At 72.6% G+C, this 15,570-nt stretch carries 10 protein-coding genes, 2 tRNA genes and 1 riboswitch; of the genes, 8 read left to right on the top strand and 4 right to left on the bottom strand.

Going from position 1 to position 15,570, the window contains the following annotated elements; translation table 11 throughout:
- Positions 1-277: 277 nt before the first annotated feature.
- From AC0ZLC_RS32395 to AC0ZLC_RS32360, 8 genes are all read left to right on the top strand, one after another.
- Positions 278-2,467, top strand: a complete 2,190-nt coding sequence (locus tag AC0ZLC_RS32395) for a DEAD/DEAH box helicase (protein ID WP_476755509.1) — start codon at positions 278-280, stop codon at positions 2,465-2,467.
- A 166-nt stretch (positions 2,468-2,633) separates the two neighbouring features.
- On the top strand, positions 2,634-4,193 hold the full coding sequence (locus tag AC0ZLC_RS32390; RefSeq protein ID WP_476755508.1) for an amino acid permease: 1,560 nt from the start codon (positions 2,634-2,636) through the stop codon (positions 4,191-4,193).
- A gap of 109 nt (positions 4,194-4,302) precedes the next feature.
- A tRNA-Lys gene (locus AC0ZLC_RS32385) sits at positions 4,303-4,378 on the top strand.
- Positions 4,379-4,474: 96 nt separating this feature from the next.
- Positions 4,475-5,629, top strand: a complete 1,155-nt coding sequence (locus AC0ZLC_RS32380) for a dihydrofolate reductase family protein (protein WP_476755507.1) — start codon at positions 4,475-4,477, stop codon at positions 5,627-5,629.
- Between the two features lie 215 nt (positions 5,630-5,844).
- Positions 5,845-5,918: transfer RNA gene (locus tag AC0ZLC_RS32375), tRNA-Met, on the top strand.
- Positions 5,919-6,058: 140 nt separating this feature from the next.
- Positions 6,059-7,327, top strand: a complete 1,269-nt coding sequence (locus AC0ZLC_RS32370) for a PP2C family protein-serine/threonine phosphatase (protein ID WP_476755506.1) — start codon at positions 6,059-6,061, stop codon at positions 7,325-7,327.
- Between the two features lie 255 nt (positions 7,328-7,582).
- Positions 7,583-7,740: riboswitch (cyclic di-AMP (ydaO/yuaA leader) on the top strand.
- An 11-nt stretch (positions 7,741-7,751) separates the two neighbouring features.
- Complete coding sequence (locus AC0ZLC_RS32365) at positions 7,752-8,801, top strand: M23 family metallopeptidase (protein WP_476755505.1); 1,050 nt, start codon at positions 7,752-7,754, stop codon at positions 8,799-8,801.
- Between the two features lie 65 nt (positions 8,802-8,866).
- Positions 8,867-9,811 (top strand): aldo/keto reductase, encoded by a 945-nt coding sequence (locus AC0ZLC_RS32360; RefSeq protein WP_476755504.1) that lies wholly within the window; start codon positions 8,867-8,869, stop codon positions 9,809-9,811.
- A 13-nt stretch (positions 9,812-9,824) separates the two neighbouring features.
- Here AC0ZLC_RS32360 and AC0ZLC_RS32355 read toward each other — a convergent pair whose 3' ends face one another.
- From AC0ZLC_RS32355 to AC0ZLC_RS32340, 4 genes are all read right to left on the bottom strand, one after another.
- Positions 9,825-11,174 carry a PrsW family intramembrane metalloprotease gene (locus tag AC0ZLC_RS32355; RefSeq protein ID WP_476755503.1) on the bottom strand — a complete coding sequence of 450 codons (1,350 nt, stop codon included), beginning with the start codon at positions 11,172-11,174 and terminating at the stop codon, positions 9,825-9,827.
- 190 nt (positions 11,175-11,364) lie between these two features.
- On the bottom strand, positions 11,365-12,213 hold the full coding sequence (gene trmB, locus AC0ZLC_RS32350; RefSeq protein ID WP_476755502.1) for a tRNA (guanosine(46)-N7)-methyltransferase TrmB: 849 nt from the start codon (positions 12,211-12,213) through the stop codon (positions 11,365-11,367).
- A 300-nt stretch (positions 12,214-12,513) separates the two neighbouring features.
- Entirely contained in the window at positions 12,514-13,725 is a 1,212-nt protein-coding gene (gene lhgO / locus AC0ZLC_RS32345; RefSeq protein ID WP_476755501.1) for an L-2-hydroxyglutarate oxidase, read from the bottom strand.
- A 108-nt stretch (positions 13,726-13,833) separates the two neighbouring features.
- A complete protein-coding gene (locus tag AC0ZLC_RS32340; RefSeq protein ID WP_476755500.1) occupies positions 13,834-15,255 on the bottom strand; it encodes an MFS transporter in 1,422 nt (473 codons plus the stop codon).
- Between the last annotated feature and the right edge of the window lie 315 nt (positions 15,256-15,570).

Here is a 15,570-nt window from a genome sequence, read left to right as displayed (position 1 = left end):
TCACGTAGGCGGTTTGCGGGGGCTCTGAGCTGGGGTTTTGTAGGTTGGCCGGGGTTGCTTCCGGGGGCCGGGGGGTGTGTGGGCCGGAGCGGTTTGCCAGGGGTGGTGAAGGGTGCGTATGGTGGTAGATCGTTTGATCCCATCGCCCGGCGCCGTAAAGAGAGCGCCCCGTGGCGCGTACTCTCCCTTGCCGTGGCCGGACCGCATAGAGGCGGTCGATTGCGACTTCACGGAGTTTGGGCGCGTGCCGAAGAACTCCGGAAGGTTCGCATTTCGCATGTCTGTTTCCAGTACTGATCACGTCGTCGTGCCCGAGAACAACGAGAACGCCGACATCGAGCTCGCCCCGGCCGCGGAGGCCGCTCCCGAGGTCACCTTCGGCACGCTCGGTCTCCCCGAGGGCGTCGTGCGCAAGCTCGCGCAGAACGGCGTGACCGCCCCCTTCCCGATCCAGGTCGCGACCATCCCGGACGCCCTGGCCGGCAAGGACATCCTCGGCCGTGGCCGTACCGGCTCCGGCAAGACCCTCTCGTTCGGTCTGCCGCTGCTGGCGACGCTGTCCGGCGGCCACACCGAGAAGAAGAAGCCCCGCGGCATCATCCTCACGCCGACCCGTGAGCTCGCGATGCAGGTCGCGGACGCGCTCCAGCCGTACGGCGACGTGCTCGGCCTGAAGATGAAGGTCGTCTGCGGCGGTACGTCGATGAGCAACCAGATGTACGCCCTGGAGCGCGGCGTCGACGTCCTCGTCGCCACCCCGGGCCGCCTGCGCGACATCATCAGCCGCGGCGCCTGCTCGCTGGAGAACGTCCGGGTCGCCGTCCTCGACGAGGCCGACCAGATGTCCGACCTGGGCTTCCTGCCCGAGGTCACCGAGCTGCTCGACCAGATCCCCGGCGGCGGCCAGCGCATGCTGTTCTCCGCCACGATGGAGAACGAGATCTCCACGCTCGTCAAGCGCTACCTGACGAACCCCGTCACGCACGAGGTCGACAGCGCCCAGGGCAACGTCACGACGATGTCGCACCACATCCTCATCGTGAAGCCCAAGGACAAGGCGCCGGTCACCGCCGCGATCGCCTCCCGCAAGGGCCGCACGATCATCTTCGTCCGCACCCAGCTGGGCGCCGACCGCATCGCCGAGCAGCTCTGCGAGTCCGGTGTGAAGGCCGACGCGCTGCACGGCGGTATGACGCAGGGTGCGCGCACCCGCGTGCTCGAGGACTTCAAGAAGGGCTACGTCAACGCCCTCGTCGCCACCGACGTCGCCGCCCGCGGCATCCACGTCGACGGCATCGACCTGGTGCTGAACGTGGACCCGGCCGGCGACCACAAGGACTACCTGCACCGTTCCGGTCGTACCGCGCGTGCGGGCCGCTCCGGCACCGTCGTCTCGCTGTCCCTGCCGCACCAGCGCCGCCAGATCTTCCGGCTGATGGAGGACGCGGGCGTCGACGCCGCGCGTCACATCATCAACTCCGGTGCGGCCTTCGAGCCCGAGGTAGCCGAGATCACCGGCGCCCGGTCGATGACCGAGGTCCAGGCCGAGTCCGCCGGCAACGCCGCGCAGCAGGCCGAGCGCGAGGTCTCGCAGCTCACCAAGGAGCTGGAGCGTGCGCAGCGCCGTGCCGCCGAGCTGCGCGCGGAGGCCGACCGGCTGGTCGCCCGTGCCGCGCGTGAGCGGGGCGACGACCCGGAGGCGGCCGTCGCGGCCGCCGCCGAGCAGGCCGTGACCGAGGCTCCCGCCGAGGTCGCCGAGCAGCCCGCCGAGCGCGAGCGTTCCTCGTACGAGGCGCCGCGTCAGCGTCGTGACGACCGCGGCAACTTCGAGCGTCGTGACAACGACCGTGGTGGGTTCCGCCGCGATGACCGTCGTGACGAGCGTGGTGCCGGTGGCCGTACGTTCGAGCGTCGTGATGGTGGTGACCGTGGTGGGTTCCGCCGCGATGACCGTCGTGATGACCGTGGTGCCGGTGGCCGTACGTTCGAGCGTCGTGATGGTGGTGACCGTGGTGGGTTCCGCCGCGATGACCGTCGTGACGAGCGTGGTGCCGGTGGCCGTACGTTCGAGCGTCGTGATGGTGGTGACCGTGGTGGGTTCCGCCGTGACGAGCGTCGTGATGACCGTGGTGCCGGTGGCCGTACCTTCGAGCGCCGCGACGACCGTGGTGCCGGTGGCCGTACCTTCGAGCGCCGCGACGGCGCTGACCGTGGTGGGTTCCGCCGTGACGAGCGTCGTGACGACCGCGGTGCCGGTGGCCGCACGTTCGAGCGCCGTGACGACCGTGGCGGTCACCGCGGCAGCGACCGTCCCTTCAACCGTGACCGTCAGGACAACCGCCCCTCCAGCGGTTTCCGCGCCGGCAGTCACGACCGCCCGTACGGCCGTCGTGACGAGCACCGCGGCACCGGCGCCGGTGCCTTCGGCCGCCGGGACGAGAAGCCGCGCTGGAAGCGCAACGGCTGAGCCGGTGACCTCGCCCGCCTGAGGCACTGACTTCGAAGGGCCCGCACGACATGCGTCGTGCGGGCCCTTCGGCGTGTGCGGGTGATCATTTTTCCGACCGGTCACGGTCGAGTTTCGGCCTTCGTGCGGCGCATGTCGGGCACCCGGCGAGGGAATCGCTGGGGGCATGACAATTCCTGACGCCTCGGGTGCGCGCGACCCGTCCCCGGCCGCCGCCCTCTCCGACGAGGAACGGCTCGCCCAGCTCGGCTACACGCAGGTCCTCGCCCGCCGCATGTCCGCGTTCTCGAACTACGCGGTGTCCTTCACGATCATCTCGGTCCTGTCGGGCTGTCTGACGCTGTACCTGTTCGGGATGAACACCGGCGGTCCCGCCGTGATCACCTGGGGATGGGTCCTGGTCGGACTGATGACGCTGGTCGTCGGGCTGGCGATGGCGGAGATCTGTTCGGCGTATCCCACGTCCGCGGGCCTGTACTTCTGGGCCCACCGCCTGGCGCCGCCGCGTACGGCCGCGGCCTGGGCGTGGTTCACCGGCTGGTTCAACGTGCTCGGGCAGCTCGCGGTGACCGCCGGCGTCGACTTCGGCGCCGCCTCCTTCCTCGGGGCCTACCTGAACCTCCAGTTCGACTTCGAGGTCACACCCGGCCGGACGGTCCTGCTCTTCGCCGGGATCCTCGTCCTGCACGGGCTCCTCAACACCTTCGGCGTCCGCATCGTCGGCCTGCTCAACAGCATCAGCGTGTGGTGGCACGTGCTGGGGGTCGCGGTGATCGTCGGTGCGCTCGCCCTCGTGCCGGACCACCACCGGCCGGCGTCCTTCGTGTTCACCGAGTTCGTGAACAACACCGGCTGGGGCAGCGGGGTGTACGTCGTCCTCATCGGCCTGCTGATGGCGCAGTACACCTTCACCGGGTACGACGCCTCGGCCCACATGACCGAGGAGACCCGCGACGCGTCGACTGCGGGACCACGGGGCATCGTCCGCTCCATCTGGACGTCCTGGATAGCGGGTTTCGTCCTGCTCCTCGGCTTCACCTTCGCCATCCAGTCGTACGACAAGGCGCTGGACTCGCCGACGGGGGCCCCGCCGGCGCAGATCCTGCTCGACGCGCTGGGAGCGACGTCGGGCAAGCTCCTGCTGCTGGTCGTCATCGCGGCCCAGCTGTTCTGCGGGATGGCGTCCGTGACCGCCAACAGCCGCATGATCTACGCCTTTTCGCGGGACGGGGCACTGCCGTTCTCGCGGGTGTGGCACACGGTGGACCCGCGGACCAGGACGCCCGTGGCGGCGGTCTGGCTCGCGGCACTCGGCGCCCTGGCGCTCGGTCTCCCGTACCTGATCAACGTGACGGCGTACGCGGCCGTGACGTCGATCGCCGTCATCGGCCTCTACATCGCCTACGTCATCCCCACGCTGCTGCGGCTGCGCAAGGGCGAGGCTTTCGAGCGGGGACCCTGGCACCTGGGCCGCTGGTCCCGGGCGATCGGGACCGTCTCCGTCGCCTGGGTGGCCCTCATCACCGTCCTCTTCATGCTGCCGCAGGTCTCCCCCGTCACCTGGGAGACCTTCAACTACGCCCCGGTCGCGGTCCTCGTCGTCCTCGGCTTCGCCGCGACCTGGTGGCTGACCTCGGCCCGGCACTGGTTCCTCAACCCCGACCACGAACGCACGATCGCCCGGGAGGCCGCCCGTGCGGGCGCGCCCGAACCGGTCGATCCCTGACGGTCCCGCCCACTTCGGACCGCGCGGCGCGGCCGGGTCACCGATACCCGATCGGAGTCCCGGCCCGGTCCGGCTATGCTCGGGGATGCATCGGCGCGAGCCGCTGCGTGGACCCTTAGCTCAATTGGCAGAGCAGTGGACTTTTAATCCATTGGTTGTGGGTTCGAGTCCCACAGGGTCTACCACCCACAGCGCCCCACCCGGTTCCCGCCGGGTGGGGCGCTGTTGTCGTTGATCCGAACCACCAAGAGCCGAGCGCTCGGAGCCGGAGGGTGCGTCGCATGCCCCATCCCCACGTCCTGCTGTCCGCCGCCGTCTCCCTGGACGGCTTCCTGGACGACACCGGGCCCGACCGGCTGCTGCTCTCGGGGCCGGCCGACTTCGACCGGGTCGACGAGGTGCGGGCGTCCAGCGACGCGATCCTGATCGGCGCCGGGACCATCCGTGCCGACAACCCCCGGCTGCTGGTGAACTCGGCGGAGCGGCGGGCGGCCCGGCTCGCGGCGGGGCGTCCCGAGTACCCGCTCAAGGTCACGGTCAGCGGGTCGGGCGACCTCGACCCGGCCGCGCAGTTCTGGCACACCGGCGGCGAGAAGGCCGTCTACACCACCGACGGGGGCGCCGCCCGGGCCGCCGCCGCCCTGCGCGGTCTCGGCGTCGGCATCGTCGCCACCGGACCCGAACTTCACTGGCGCGCCGTCCTGGAGCACCTGCACGACGTGCGGGGCGTCCGGCGGCTCATGGTCGAGGGCGGCGGCCGGGTGCACACCCAACTGCTGCGCCAGGGCCTCGCCGACGAACTTCAGTTGGTGCTGGCTCCGCTCCTCGTGGGCGACCCGGACGCGCCGCGCATGTTCGGGCCCGGGCCCTACCCCGGCGGGCGGATGCGGCTGGTGGAGAGCCGGCCCGTCGGCGACGTCGTCCTCGCCCGGTACGTGCCGACCGCGCCCGGCACCGGACCACTGGCCTCCGCCGCCGACCGGCGGTGGCTGGCGCTGGCCTGCGAACTGGCCGGGCAGTGCCCGCCGTCGCGGACCGCGTTCAGTGTGGGCGCGGTCGTGGTGGCGGCGGACGGCACCGAGATCGCCCGTGGCCACTCCCGCGAGGGCGACCCGGTGGAGCATGCCGAGGAGGCCGCACTCGCCAAGGCCGGTCCCGCGGACCCGCGGCTCGCCGGCGCCACCGTCTACAGCAGCCTGGAGCCCTGCGCCCGCCGCGCCTCCCGGCCGTCGCCGTGCGCGCGGCTGATCCTCGACGCCGGGGTGCGGCGCGTGGTCACCGCCTGGCGGGAGCCCGACACCTTCGTCGCCGGTGCCGACGGAAGCGGGGTCCTGCGGGCCGGGGGCGCCGACGTCGTCGTCCTCGCGGAGTACGAGGAGGCGGCCAAGGCACCCAACCGGCACCTCCCGCCGCCCGCCGGGCCCGACCGGACCTGACCGGACGGGCCGGCCGGGACGGTCCGTGCCCGTCCCGGCAGACCCGGACGCACGTCGGGAACCCGGCCGCCCAGGCGGTCGGGAACCCGGCCGCCCAGGCGGTCGGGAACCCGGCCGCCGAGGCCCCGCCCGAGCCGGTCGTCCCTGGTGAGGGGCGGTGCCAGGAGCCAGTGTGTGCCGGGGGCCCCGCGGATGGCGTACACTGGTTTCAACGACGCGGGGTGGAGCAGCTCGGTAGCTCGCTGGGCTCATAACCCAGAGGTCGCAGGTTCAAATCCTGTCCCCGCTACTGAAGACCCAGGGCCGGAACTCGGATCATCGAGTTCCGGCCCTGAGTCGTTTCCGCGGGCCGGGACACAAGCGCGGCCGGTGTCATCCGGTCGGTCCACACCGGTCGCCGCCCGCCCCCGCCGCGGGAAGCCTGGACGGGTGGGGCAGCGAGGTGATGTGCAGCGGCCGGGGGAGCCGGAGTCCGGCGGGACCAGGGCCGGGTACTCCGGCGGCGACCGGGCGAGCGGCCCGGTTCCCGAGGGGCGCGAGCGGGCCGGAGGGCGGCTGCCGGGGGATCCGGTGCCGGACCCCGGCCTCGGGAACGCCGCGCCGCCCACGTCCGCCGAGCCCGCCGCCCGGCGGATCTCGTCCGCGCGCCGCTTCCTCCGGGCCCTGCCCGCGCTGCTCATCGCGGCCGGGATCGTCTACGACCTCCTCACGCCGTCACAGTTCACCGCGGCCCCCTTCTTCACGGCCGCTCCCCTGCTCGCCGCTCCGCTCCTCTCGCTGCGCGGCACGGTCCTCACCGGTCTCGCCGCGCTCGCCGCCGTCCTCTCCGTCCACGTCGAACTAGGCGTCCTGCTGCGCGTCGACGCGATCACCGAACTGGTCACCGTCGCCACCGTCACCGTCCTGGCCGTCCTCATCAACACCCTCGTCCGCCGCTCCGACGAACGGCTCGCCTCCGCGCGCGAGATCGCCGAGGCCGCACAGCGCGCCGTACTGCCGCGCCCGGAGGAGAGGATCGGCGGGCTCCAGGTGGCCGCGCGGTACGAGGCCGCGCAGGCCGACGCGTTCATCGGCGGTGACCTGTACGCGGTGCAGGACTCCCCGTACGGCGTGCGGCTGGTCGTCGGGGATGTGCGGGGCAAGGGCATGGGAGCGGTGACGGCGGTCGCCGTCGTCATCGGGGCCTTCCGGGAGGCGGCCGAGCACGAGTCGACGCTGGAGGCGGTCGCCCAGCGGCTGGAGCGGGCCCTGGCGCGGGAGGGGACACGGCGCGACGGGCTCGACGCCTTCGAGGGGTTCACCACGGCCGTCCTCGCGGAGGTCCCGCACGGGGACGGCGTCGTGCGCCTCCTGAACCGAGGCCATCCCCCGCCGCTGCTCCTGCACGCGGACGGCACCCTGCGCACGCTGGAGGCACCGGAGTACGCGCTGCCGCTCGGGATGGGCGAGCTCGGCACATGGCCCGACCGCGCCACGGTGGTCGCGTTCCCGGGCGGGGCCACCCTGCTCCTCTACACGGACGGGCTGTCGGAGGCGCGCGACCCTCTGGGGCGGTTCTACGACCCGGCGGAACGGCTCGCCGGACGGGCCTTCCGCGACCCGGACGCGCTGCTCGCGACCCTCATCAAGGACGTGCACCGGCACACCGGGGACGGGACGACGGACGACCTGGCGCTGCTCGCCGTCCGGCGGTTGTGAGTTTCCGGCGCACGTTCGGAGCCCGTCGTCACCCGAGGTGACCGGGCGGGATCACTGCGCATAATATCTGACGTACCGTCAACTCTTTTGAGGTTTACGACTCACGGTCAACTCGCCCGGTTTTCACCGCCCGTGACCCGTAAGTCCGTGACGAAGGCGTTAATGATCAGTCGGAACAGCTTGGAATAGGGGACCCGCGTCTATTAACGTTCGATAACGCAGCGCGGTTGTCCCAGCCGTCACAAGAGACGGCTCCGTGCGCACGCGCCGAATCCCGCAAGGGAACCGGGGAACCACCTATTTGGGGTGAATCGAGCGTCTATCGCGGTGCACCGCACCCTGGTTGACGCGCGTAGGAGACCTTCCTGCTCCGAACCCGTCAGCTAACCCGGTAGGCGAGAAGGAAGGAAAGGAGCGCGCCCACGTGGCGTCCAACCGGCCTGCCCAGAGCACCTCGTTCGCGCCGAGTGAGAAGCAGAGCGACACCTTCGGCTACGGCCGCGGCAACGACGAGGGCCCCTGGGAGGAGTGGAATCCCACCGCGGATTCCGTCCGTCCCGTCCGTGGCCGGCATCGCGTCTCCAAGCAGCGCGGCGGAGGACTCGCCCGGAGTTCCACCGTCCTCGGCGTCGGCGTCATCGCCGCCGTCGGCGCGGGCGGCATGGCCACCGCGCAGAGCGGCAAGCCCCCGGTCTCCATCTCGATGCCCGACCTGTCGTCGGTCGCCGACTCGGCCAGGAACCTGATATCGGACGGCTCCGGCGCCGAACCGGCCACGGCCTCCGCCACCCCGCTCACCACCGCCGGACTCGCCGGCACGGACACGGCCCAGGGCACCACCGGCGCGGGCGAGGCCCTGCGTGCCCGCATCATGCAGCAGGCCGAGTCGCAGCAGGACCAGGTCGACCTCAAGGCCGCCGAGGCCGCGCAGGCCGCCGCCGTGAAGAAGGCCGCAGAGGAAGCCGCCAAGTCGCAGGACGAGGCCGAGGCCAAGGCCGCCGCCGCCAAGAAGAAGGCGGAGCAGGAGGCCAAGGAGAAGGCGGAGGCCGAGCGCCTCGCCAAGCTCGCCAAGAGCTACACGCTGCCGACCTCCTCGTACACGCTGACCTCGCACTTCGGTGACGCCGGTGCCATGTGGTCCTCCGGCCACCACACCGGCCTCGACTTCGCGGCGCCCACCGGCACGCTGATCAAGGCCGTGCACAGCGGCACCGTCACCGAGGCCGGCTGGGCCGGTGCGTACGGCTACCGCACCGTCCTCACCCTCGACGACGGCACCGAGATATGGTTCTGCCACCAGTCGTCCATCAGCGCCGGCGTGGGCCAGAAGGTCTCCACAGGTGAGGTCATCGGGCGGGTGGGCGCGACCGGCAACGTGACCGGCCCGCACCTGCACATGGAGGTCCACCCGGGCGGCAGCGCCAGCGGTATCGACCCGCTGGCCTGGCTGCAGAGCAAGGGCCTCAACCCGTAACCACGGCGGCCCTCCCGGCCGGGCCTGCGGAATACGTGCCTTCGTCAACGGTGTTGAGATGCACCATGACTGCACTCCGCAAGCTCGGCCCGTCCGACCTCGAGGTCTTCCCGCTCGCCCTCGGCGGCAACGTCTTCGGCTGGACCGCCGACGAGGACGCGTCCTTCGCCGTACTGGACGCGTACGCGGCAGCCGGCGGCAACTTCGTGGACACCGCCGACACCTACTCCTCGTGGGCACCCGGCAACGAGGGCGGCGAGTCCGAGACGGTCATCGGCAGGTGGTTCGCCGCGCGCGGCAACCGCTCCGAGATCGTCCTCGCCACCAAGGCCGGCGCCCATCCCGCGTACAAGGGACTGTCCCCGGACACCCTCAGGGCCGCGGCCGACGCGTCGCTGCGCCGCCTGGGGACGGACTACATCGACCTCTACTACACGCACTACGACGACCCCTCGGTCCCGGTCGAGGAGATCATCGGCACCCTCGACGAACTGGTGCGGGCCGGCAAGGTGCGCGCCGTCGCCGCCTCCAACATCTCGCCCGAGCGGCTCCAGGAGTCCCTGGAGTTCTCCGACCGCGAGGGCCTGGCCCGCTACGTCGCCCTCCAGCCGCACTACAACCTCGTCTCGCGCGACACCTACGAGGGCCCGCTCCAGGAGATCGCCTCCCGCTCCGGCCTCGCCACCGTCCCCTACTACGCCCTGGCCTCCGGCTTCCTGACCGGCAAGTACCGCCCCGGTACGACGGTCGACTCCGCGCGAGCCGCGGGCGCCGGCAAGCACCTGGAGACCGAGCGCGGGCGTCGGGTGCTGGCCGCGCTGGACGAGATCGCCGAGTCCCGGGGCGTCCCGCACGCCACGGTCGCCCTGGCGTGGCTCGCCGACCGGCCTACGGTGGCCGCGCCGCTCGCCTCCGCGCGGACGGTCGAGCAGCTCCCGGCGCTCCTGGGCGTGGCCGGCCTGACTCTCACGGACGCGGAGTCGGCCAAGCTGACGCGGGCGTCGGCGTAGGGAAGGTCGGCGGTCACGAGCGGTAGGGGTTGTAGCCCGGATACGCGTCGTACGCGGGGTGGGGCGGGCGGTACGCCGCCGCGGGGTCGGCGTACGGCCGGGCGTGCGGCGGCGCGTACACCGGCGGCCACGGGGGTGCGACCGGGGGCGCGGCGGCGCGGGCCGCGTACGCGAGGGAGGGGCGGGCGATGTCCCTGCGCCGCCACAGCTCGTGCAGCAGCTCCCTCTCCCGTACGACGAAGTCGGGGCCGGCGTGGCCACGGCGCCCCCGGTGCCGCAGGAACGCGAGCGAGGTCGCGTAGGCCTCGTACTGGGCGACGGAGCGCGCGGCGGCCCGGCCGAAGTGGTGCTTGGCGTAGTCGCGGGCGAGCCGCCGCGCGCGCATGGAGCCGAGCACGAACGGCTCGGGCGCGGTCAGCCACCCGGTGACGGCATACGCGGGCAGTTCCGCGCGCACCGTGCGCAGCTCCCGCTGACGGGTCCAGACGACCAGCCAGGTGAGCAGCCCGAACGCGGGGACCATGAACGCCGCGTACACCGCGAAGAAGCCGTACTCGCCGAAGGACGACGAGCCGTTCCACATGGCGTGCATGCCCATGGCCGCCAGCAGGCCGGACAGCGGCAGCAGTACGCGCCGCAGCCGCCGGCGGTCCGCGGGGAGCGCGGCGACGCCGAACCCGATGCCGGTGAGGACGGTGAACAGCGGGTGCGCGAAGGGCGACATCACCACCCGCACGAAGAAGGTCGCCGCCGTCACGGACGCGAGTCCTTGGTCGCCGTTCAGCTGGTCGGTGCCGAAGGCGGTGCCGAGGTAGAGGATGTTCTCGGTGAACGCGAAGCCGGTGGCGGTGATCCCGGCGATGACGACTCCGTCGACGATCCCCGTGAAGTCCCGTCTGCGGAACAGGAAGACCAGCAGCACGGCCGCGCCCTTCGCGGACTCCTCCACCACGGGCGCTATGACCGTGGCGCCGAGCGTGTCGGCGCTGGACGGGTCGGCGGTCGCGGTCGCTATCCAGCGGGTCGCGAAGCTGTTGGCGACGATCGCGATCAGCGCGGCGGCGCACGCGCCCCAGGCGAAGGCGAAGACCAGGTTCCGCCGGGGGCCCGGCTCGACCCGGTCCAGCCACCGGAACGCGGCGACGAGGAGCGGGACGGGCAGGACGGCGAGGCCCAGGCCTACCAGGAAACCCTGGGTGCCGGTCTGCCGGCGGACGAGGGCCAGGATGACGAGCCCCGACAGCGCGAGCAGGGTGATCAGGGCGCCGTAACGCACCCATCTGTGCTGCCACCAGTGCGCGTGCCGCAGCCCGCCGTCGGCGGAGCCGCTGGGGTACGTCGGGTACGGAGGAAAGGTGGCCACGGCATCGACCCTAACGAGGGAGGGGCGCCGCCCGCGAGGGCGCCCGGCGGATGCCGTGCGGTGGTCAGCCGTCGGCGGGCGGTCGGTCGGCGTGCTCCTCCGGCGGTCGGCTCCGGTGCCCGGCCCGTCGGGTTCGGTGCGCGGTCTGTCCGGTTCGGTGCGCGGCCGGTCAGGTCCGATGCGCGGCCGGTCAGGATCGGTGCCCCGGCGGGTGCTCCACGCGGCGGAACAGCAGGTCGTGCACCTTATGGCCCTTGTCCAGCCCCTGGCCCTCGAAACGGGTCAGCGGCCGGAAGCCGGGACGGGGCGCGTAACCGCCGTCGGGCCGGGTGTTCTCGAAGTCCGGGTGCGAGGTCAGCACGTCCAGCATCTGCTCGGCGTACGGTTCCCAGTCGGTGGCGCAGTGGACGAGGGCGCCGGGCCGCAGGCGGGACGCGGCGAGGGTCAGGAACTCCGGCTGGATGATGCGGCGCTTGTGGTGCCGCTTCTTCGGCCACGGGTCCGGGAAGTACACGCGCAGCCCGTCCAGCGTGTCCGGCGACAGCATCTCGCGGAGCAGGATGATCGCGTCGCCGTTGCCCACGCGGATGTTGGTCAGGCCGTCGCGGTCGGCCAGGTTGAGCAGATTGCCCTGGCCCGGGGTGTGCACGTCGACGGCGAGGATGCCGGTGTCCGGGTCCGCGGCCGCCATCTGCGCGGTGGCCTCACCCATTCCGAAGCCGATCTCCAGGACGACGGGACGGCCGGGGCCGAACAGCTCCGCGAGGTCCAGGGGGCGTCCGTCGATGTCCAGTCCCCACTTGGGCCACAGCCGCCGCAGTGCGTCCGCCTGGCCTGCGGTCACCCGGCTGCGCCGGGGCTGGAAACTCCGGATCCGGCGCTCGAAGTGCGACCCGGCCGGGTCCGGCTTCGGTCCGTCGGGGAAGCGGGGCTCGCTCTTGGCACGGGCGGGACCCGGCGAGCCGTCGGCGACGGAGGGCCGGGGCTCGTCGGTGAGGGCGGGCCGGGGCTCTTCGGAGGAGTTGAGGGAATCAGACACAGTGAGTCGATTTTACGGCGGTCACGACTGGACACCTGCCGCGCGGGCTGCCAGCCGGGTCCATACCGGTCCCGGGCGGGTTTCACGCCGACTCCCTCCCCGGGCGGGTTTCGCACCGGGTCCCTCCCACGGCGGGTTTCGCACCGGGTCCCTCCCAGGGTGGGTTTCGCACCGGGTCCCGGGCCGGCTGCCGGGTCCGGCGGGTCACGCGCCGGGTCCCGGGTGGCTCCGTGCCGGGTCCCGCGCCGGTTTCCGCGGATGCCCGGCGGGTCAGGCCCGGTGAGGGGCGCAGCGGGGCGGTCAGGTCCCGGCGAGGGACTTCAGGGCCCGGCGGGCGATCTCCCTGCCGATCGGGAGGGACGCCGTGGCGGCGGGGGACGGCGCGTTCAGGACGTGGACCGTCCGGGGGCGCTCCTGGATCAGGAAGTCGTCCACGAGCGTCCCGTCCCGCAGGACGGCCTGCGCGCGGACCCCCGCCGCGGCCGGTATCAGGTCGTCCGGCGTGATCGCGGGCAGCAGCCGCCGGACGGCCTCCGTGAACGCCGTCTTGGAGACCGAGCGGCGCAGCTCGCCCGCCCCGTACCGCCAGTGGCGGCGGCCGATCCGCCAGGAGCCGGGCCAGGCCAGCGTCGCCGCCAGCTCGCGCGGGCTGACCGTGCCCCAGCCGTACCCCTCGCGGGCCAGCGCGGGTACCGCGTTCGGGCCGATGTGCACGCTGTTGTCGATGCCGCGGGTCAGATGCACGCCGAGGAACGGGAAAGCCGGGTCCGGCACCGGATAGACCAGGCCGTTCACCAGCTCCGGCCGCGCCAGGGTGAAGTACTCACCGCGGAAGGGCACGATCCGCATGCCCGGGTCGTCCCCGGCGAGGCGGGCGATCTCGTCGCAGTGCAGCCCCGCGCAGTTGACCAGGACGCGGGCGCGGACGACCCGGCCGTCGGCCGTGCGGACGGCGACGCCGAGCTCGGGGCGCCGGTCGATGCGGACGACCCGCGCCCCGTAGTGGATCCGGGCGCCGGAGGACTCCGCGAGATGGCGGGCCACGGCGGCGAAGTCGCAGATGCCGGTCGTCCCGACGTGGATGGCGGCGAGACCGCGGACCTGCGGCTCGTACTCCCCGATCTGGGCGGCGCCCAGCTCGCGGACCGGGATGCCGTTCTCCCGGCCGCGCTGGACGAGGGCGTGCAGGCGGGGCAGCTCGGACTTCTCGGTGGCGACGATCAGCTTGCCGGTGACGCGGTGCGCGATGCCGTACTCGGCGCAGAACTTGGTCATCTCGGCGGCGCCCCGCACCGCGTACCGCGCCTTCAGCGAGCCGGGGCGGTAGTAGACCCCGCTGTGGATGACTCCGCTGTTGCGGCCGGTCTGGTGGCGGGCGGGGCCCCGCTCCTTCTCCAGCACCGTGACCCGCGTGCCCGGCGCGGCGCGCGTGATCGCGTACGCCGCCGACAGGCCGACGATCCCGCCGCCGGTCACCAGCACGTCGCAGTCGTAGGCAGCCCCTTGCCGCACCCGCTTCACCTCCCGGCTTCGATAGTGCACTGCGCCACTGACAATGCCCTCAAACCCGGGAAGGCTCCCCGGCGCCCGCGGGCGGCGAGGGGTGCCGGGAGCCCGCCGCTACGCGGGAGCCATCAGCAGGGGCCGTGCCCGCTCCCGCAGCTCCACCACCCGCGGCTCGTCGCCGTACGGCTCCAGCCGGTGCAGGAGGTCCTTCACGTACTCGGTGGTGCGCGCCGAGGAGATGCGCCCGGCGACCTCGACGGCCCGGACGCCCTGCTCGCAGGCCGCGTCCAGATTGCCCGACTCGAGCTCGGCGACCGCCGACACCACCAGGCGCAGTCCGTGGGAGCGGACGAACTCCTCCGTCGGCTTCGACAGCGCCTGCTCGGTGAAGCGGCGGACCTGGCGGGGTGCCTTCAGGTCGCGGTAGCACTCGGCCGCGTCGGCGGCGAACCGGTCGTACGAGTAGAACCCGAGCCAGGACGGGTCGTGGTCGCCGTCCCGGGCCCGCTCCAGCCAGCCCTCGGCGGCCTTCAGGGCTGCGCCGGCGGCCTGTGCGTCGCCGGCGCGCGCGTGGGCCCGTGCCTCGACCAGGCGGAAGAAGCTCATGGTGCGGGCGGTGGCCAGTCCGCGGTTGCGCTCCAGGGCGGCCTGGGCGAGGTCGACGCCCTCGTCGCCGAAGCCCCGGTAGGTGGCCTGGAGGGACATCGACGCCAGGACGTATCCGCCGAGGGGCACGTCCGCGGCGGCGCGGGCCAGGCGCAGTGCCTGGATGTAGTAGCGCTGGGCGGCTTCCTGCTGGCCGGTGTCGAAGGCCATCCAGCCGGCCAGACGGGTCAGTTCGGCGCTCGCCCCGAAGAGGGCCCGGCCCACCTCGTCGGAGTACGCGCCGAGCAGCAGCGGTGCCGCCTCCACGCGTAAGCACTCGGGCACCATGGACGAACGCCAGTCGCCCCCGCCGTACTTGGAGTCCCAGCGCCGGGCGTCCTCGGCGGCCTCGCGGAGTTTCAGCACATCGCTGTGGCCGACTTTCAGCGGTGCTCCGGAGCCCTCGCCGGGGTTCTCGTCGCGTGCCACCGAGCTGTCGGCCGGGGTTATCAGCCATCGTGAGGCGGGCGTCGCGTAGGCGCTCACCGCGAACGAACCGGCGAGCGACTGCCAGATGCCGCCGCCCGCGCGGCGCCCGGCGAGGTCGAGGCGGTACAGCTCCGTCGCCGACCGCACCGCCTGCCCCACGTCGCGGGGGAAGGCGAGGCCCACTTCCGGCGCGGGATCCGCGTCCGCCAGACCGATCTCGTGGAGCGGTACGGGGCGGCCGAGCTTCTGCCCGATGGCGGCGGCGATGAGGTGCGGGGCGGCGCCCTGGGGCACCATTCCCTTCGACACCCAGCGCGCCACCGACGTCTTGTCGTAGCGAAGAGTCAGGCCGCGCTGAGCGCCAAGGTCGTTGACGCGTCGCGCGAGGCCTGCGTTGCTGATTCCCGCGAGGGCGAGAACGGTGCCGAGTTTTTCGTTCGGCCCGCGTTGCTCCCTGGACATGCGCCACCCCTCGACACAGACGGCTGCCGTGCTGGCATAACCACGCGGCATTCGTAAACCCAGCGTAGTTCGCCCAATCCCAAGCGTTAAGGGGCGTACTTCCGGATGGCGGGAATGTGGTCCGCACGGCAGTACGGAGTGTTGCGGCGTGCTCCCGTTGTGTGGCCGTGCGCCTGTCCGTGCGCTCTTCTCCGGCCATCCGGGGAGCCGCTTCCATGGGGACGCGTGGGTCGGCCCGCTGTACTGGATCCGGTGGGCTGGGGGACACCGCCGCCTACATCCCCGCGGGCGGCGGACCGGTCCGGGAGGCGAGCC

The sequence above is a fragment of the Streptomyces sp. GLSS-08 genome (genome assembly GCF_056387915.1).
Note: the sequence above shows the minus strand (reverse complement) of the source record. Positions and strands in the feature narration are given on the sequence as shown.

Excerpts from the sequence above, each read along its gene's own strand:
- AC0ZLC_RS32340 (WP_476755500.1), bottom strand. The coding sequence starts at position 15,255 with ATGTCCAGGGAGCAACGCGGGCCGAACGAAAAACTCGGCACCGTTCTC.
- AC0ZLC_RS32360 (WP_476755504.1), top strand. The coding sequence starts at position 8,867 with ATGACTGCACTCCGCAAGCTCGGCCCGTCCGACCTCGAGGTCTTCCCG.
- AC0ZLC_RS32395 (WP_476755509.1), top strand. The coding sequence starts at position 278 with ATGTCTGTTTCCAGTACTGATCACGTCGTCGTGCCCGAGAACAACGAG.
- AC0ZLC_RS32390 (WP_476755508.1), top strand. The coding sequence starts at position 2,634 with ATGACAATTCCTGACGCCTCGGGTGCGCGCGACCCGTCCCCGGCCGCC.
- AC0ZLC_RS32380 (WP_476755507.1), top strand. The coding sequence starts at position 4,475 with ATGCCCCATCCCCACGTCCTGCTGTCCGCCGCCGTCTCCCTGGACGGC.